The organism is uncultured Legionella sp., assembly GCF_937871865.1.
In the GTDB taxonomy this organism is placed as follows: Bacteria; Pseudomonadota; Gammaproteobacteria; order Legionellales; family Legionellaceae; genus Legionella.
Genome location: NZ_CALMPD010000309.1, coordinates 1 through 3936, shown reverse-complemented (window position 1 = coordinate 3936; position 3936 = coordinate 1). Strand labels below are relative to the sequence as shown.

The window sequence follows — 3936 nt, the reverse complement described above, 5'->3', positions numbered from 1 at the left end:
AGGAAGTAACTTGAAAAATGGTTTCCCGCCTGCGCGGGAACGACATAATAAAGACCATAATGAATTAATAAAAATAAAATCGGGCCTGTAAAAAATGCCAGGTTCTCCCAGGGCGATGCTAATGCGGACTACGAACATGGGGAGTATATGTGTCGTAATACAGGAACCTCGCATAATACATAAACAACGAATAAGAATAAGCCGCCTGCTTCATACGACGAGACTATGTAACATTTCAACTTAACGATCGCGACCGCCTGTTTTCTTTGTTGGCCACATATTGATTGTTTATCAAAACATTGACATTCCCTATGTTTACACTAATGCTTAACTCATACTGTTCTGCAATTATTTGTGACTCATTATGTGTCTTGCATTGATTATCTTAAATCAACACCCTTTATTTCCATTGATTATTTTATCAAATCGAGATGAATTCTATCAACGTAGCAGTTCGCCTGCTGATTACTGGATTGAACATCCATATATATTTTCAGGTAGAGATTTGCAGGAAGGAGGGACCTGGCTAGGTGTGAATCGTTCAGGGCATTTTTCATTAATCACTAATTACAGAAACCCTGTGGAGCATCGATCTTCGATGAAATCCAGAGGACGTCTGGTTGCGAATTATTTAATAGAATGTAAACAATATTTACCAGAAGAATATTTGAATAAAATCAAGTTAGAGGCACAGCAGTACAATAATTTTAATTTGCTTGTAGGATCTATGGATCAGATTTATTTTTATTCTAATGTCGAAAATAAAGTTAAAAAATTATCCAGCGGAATTTATGGCCTAAGCAATCACCTGCTTGATACTCCATGGCATAAGGTGAATAGAGCAAAGGAACTTATAAATAATCTGAACGAACAATTTATTACATCCAATACGTCTGAACAAATAATAGAGTTGTTCTTTCCCATTTTATCCGATACACATCCGTCTCCTGAGCATTTACTCCCTCAAACTGGAGTGGAACATTCTCTGGAGCAGTTGCTAAGCCCTATATTTATAACTATTCCAGAGCATCACTACGGAACGAATCAATCGACGATGGTCATTTTTGAGCGGGACAAAATTACGTTTGCCGAAAAAAAATTTCAATACGACACGCTCCTGGTGTCAAAAATAATTCATTCAATACCTATAGATTCAAAATAAAACATAATGAAGTAACTGAATGGCAAAATTACGTTTCAGGTAACGAAAAACAATATCATTTGCACTATGATAGGCTGAAAACCAGATACCGCGGACACGCCGCGGTACGTAGATGGTCTGACGATTTTCTTAATATTTATCCATAACTGGCGTAAAATTAATTATTGCTTTCTGTGATAGTTATTTCAGAAGTAGCTCCTCGAGCTTTAACCGATGGATTATACATTGATTCTGCAAAAGCAGGGGGAACGATGTATTTTCCTGGATTAATAGCCTTGATTTTATAGACAATTTCTTTAGCAGTTGAATCGATGCTTCCAAAGAAATTCACTCTGTCTTCTCTTGCATCAGAAAAATCCATTGTATCGGTTTTTACTGATTCTCTGACGACTTCAAAACCACCAGGTAACAAATCTTCTATAGCAATGTTTGAGAAGTAATTATCATCAAGAGCGCGAATTTGAATGTGAACTTCAATTTCGCTGCCTAATGGTGTTGACTTAATCGCGTTCCCTTTTTCGTCCCTGTATTCCCTGTATAGTTCCATTCCTTGTTTCAATGGGGTGGTTGGCAGTGTCTTATCAAAGCCAGCCTGAACGAGTTGATAGAAAAATGTATTTTTATCAGGGTTATTTAAGCTAATTTGCACAACGTTAGTATCAATACCTATTTTTTGATAATTACCTTGTTCCGCTGGAATCACTTTCTTTTCATTATTTGCCAGGAGTTCAGTAATTGACAGGGAAGGAGAGTTGGCAGTTGAATCACCTTGAGGGTAAGCTGCTAACGCAAGGCTTGCGTATCCAGACAATATGGTATTGATGTCATCATTACTGATAGCCTGAACCAGATTCATTAATAATGTGTCACCAACTTTGGGTAGAAGCTCGGGGAAATGCTTGGCGACAATATATAAATATTGGGCATCAGCAATGTTGGCGTCAAAAAAATCAGTATCAAAAGATTTTTTGTTTTGCGGCTGATACATATTAATTAATCGAGTTGCATCGTTATAGCTTTTCAGTAATTGATAAGAACCAGCAATATAGACTGCAGTAATATCCTTTTGCCAGGCTTTGGAGTTGTCTTTTTGCAAGTACAATTGCAAATTAGCCAGGTAGTTTGTAGTGACTAGTTCATTTCGAGTTAAAATGTAAATGGCGTACGCCTGAATTCGGGCTTCATCCATATTCGATACATTTTTGCTCGCCAGTTCTTTCAGGTAGTTAATGCCATTGAAGAACAGTTCAGTCGGTACATTAAAGCCTTGGCTTCTTGCTTCGGTCAGGAAGTGCATTGCATAAACAGAAGCAAAAGTATTACCTTGGTTGTCACCTAGACCAGGCCAATAACTGAAACCACCATTAGACATTTGTCTTTGGCTCAACATCTGAATGGTCGCATTAACTTTTTCGTTGATTTGGCTACTGTCTTTTGTAAACCAGCTTTGGCTATTCATTGCAATCAACGGTAAGGCTTTACTGGTTAATTGCTCAGTACAACCATAAGGGAAGTTCTCAAGATAGCGTTGCAAACCAAATACCAAAATTAAAGGACTGGTAGATACTGTTGCATCTACAGTTCGATATTCGGGATATAAAGTGCTCATGATATCCAGTGTTTTGTTGGCATCCTGAGTTTTACCACTTTCAATGTAGGTAGCAAATGGAGTTGCAGGTCTGACACTTAGTGTTGCATCCATGGAGCCTGACTTATCACCTGCATTGGCAGTAAATGTGGCTTTGGCAGAACCAAGCAGCGATTTTGCCTTTAGTTTAAAGTGGACTGTTTGTTCGTGCCCTTCTTTAATTTCTAATGTTTGTTTGCTGTCACCTATAATTTCAAGCTCAGGTGAAGCCGTCAGGGTGACTGAAACTTTAGTATGATCACCTGAGTCTTTGATGTTATTGGCAACACTTGAACTGATTTCGAATACATCTCCAGGCGCTACGAAGGTAGGTACATTAGGATTTATAATGAAATCGCCTCGTACCTCTGTCTGAGTATCATTAGAACCCACTGAGTCAGTGGAAACGGCTACAGCCATTACTCTAATCGCACCATTAAAATAATCCGGTACCTGATAGGTGACTTGTCGAGGAGTTGTATCTGCATCAATAATGCCTGACCAGTACACCACAGGTAAATCCGTTTTACGTTTAAACGGATTCAGACGACTAGCTAAATCTGCCTCTCCATCATCTCCACCTGCAGCAGAGATCTCTCTATCCTGGATAAATTTAGGAAGGATCTGGTCGACCGTCTGTTGGGTGAGTACTTCCAATGCATGCTTTTGGAAAAAGAATGACAAGGGATCGGGCGTGTCGTATCTGCCTACTTGCAGTATTCCTTCATCAACAGCATAAACTATGATTTTTCCTGGTTTATCGGTTTGATAATCAATAGTCAGCTGTTCACCGGGTTTTACTACTTTAGGCGTTTTTAAATCAATTTTGATGTCATGGTCATCATGATTCACAGTAAAGGGAACTACGCTATAGCTCAGTGGACTGATAAATAACTCAGGAGATTCCCAATCCCTGACAAATGCTACGTTAATGTATCCATTGCCCTGAAAATCTGCTGGAATATGAATGGTTTGCACTGAGCTTGTAGTGTCTGTTTTAAACCATTGCGATGCATAGACCTTATCTCGTTCAATTGTTATTAAACCTGAGCCTGTATAAGGTGCAGTGATTTGTATTTCTATATCTTCGTTAGCATGAAACTCTTCTTTATTCAGCTTAATTGATAATTCGGCATTTTTCGCAAGA

2 protein-coding genes are annotated in these 3936 nt (G+C 38.6%); one reads left to right on the top strand and one right to left on the bottom strand.

What is annotated here, in order from left to right; all coding sequences use genetic code 11:
• Positions 1-376: 376 nt before the first annotated feature.
• Positions 377-1162 (top strand): NRDE family protein, encoded by a 786-nt coding sequence (locus Q0495_RS16725; RefSeq protein ID WP_298628466.1) that lies wholly within the window; start codon positions 377-379, stop codon positions 1160-1162.
• A 157-nt stretch (positions 1163-1319) separates the two neighbouring features.
• On the opposite strand, the gene Q0495_RS16720 is transcribed toward Q0495_RS16725, so the two are convergent.
• Positions 1320-3936, bottom strand: a 2617-nt coding sequence (locus Q0495_RS16720; RefSeq protein WP_298628465.1) for an alpha-2-macroglobulin family protein, incomplete at its 5' end; no start/stop codon positions are given.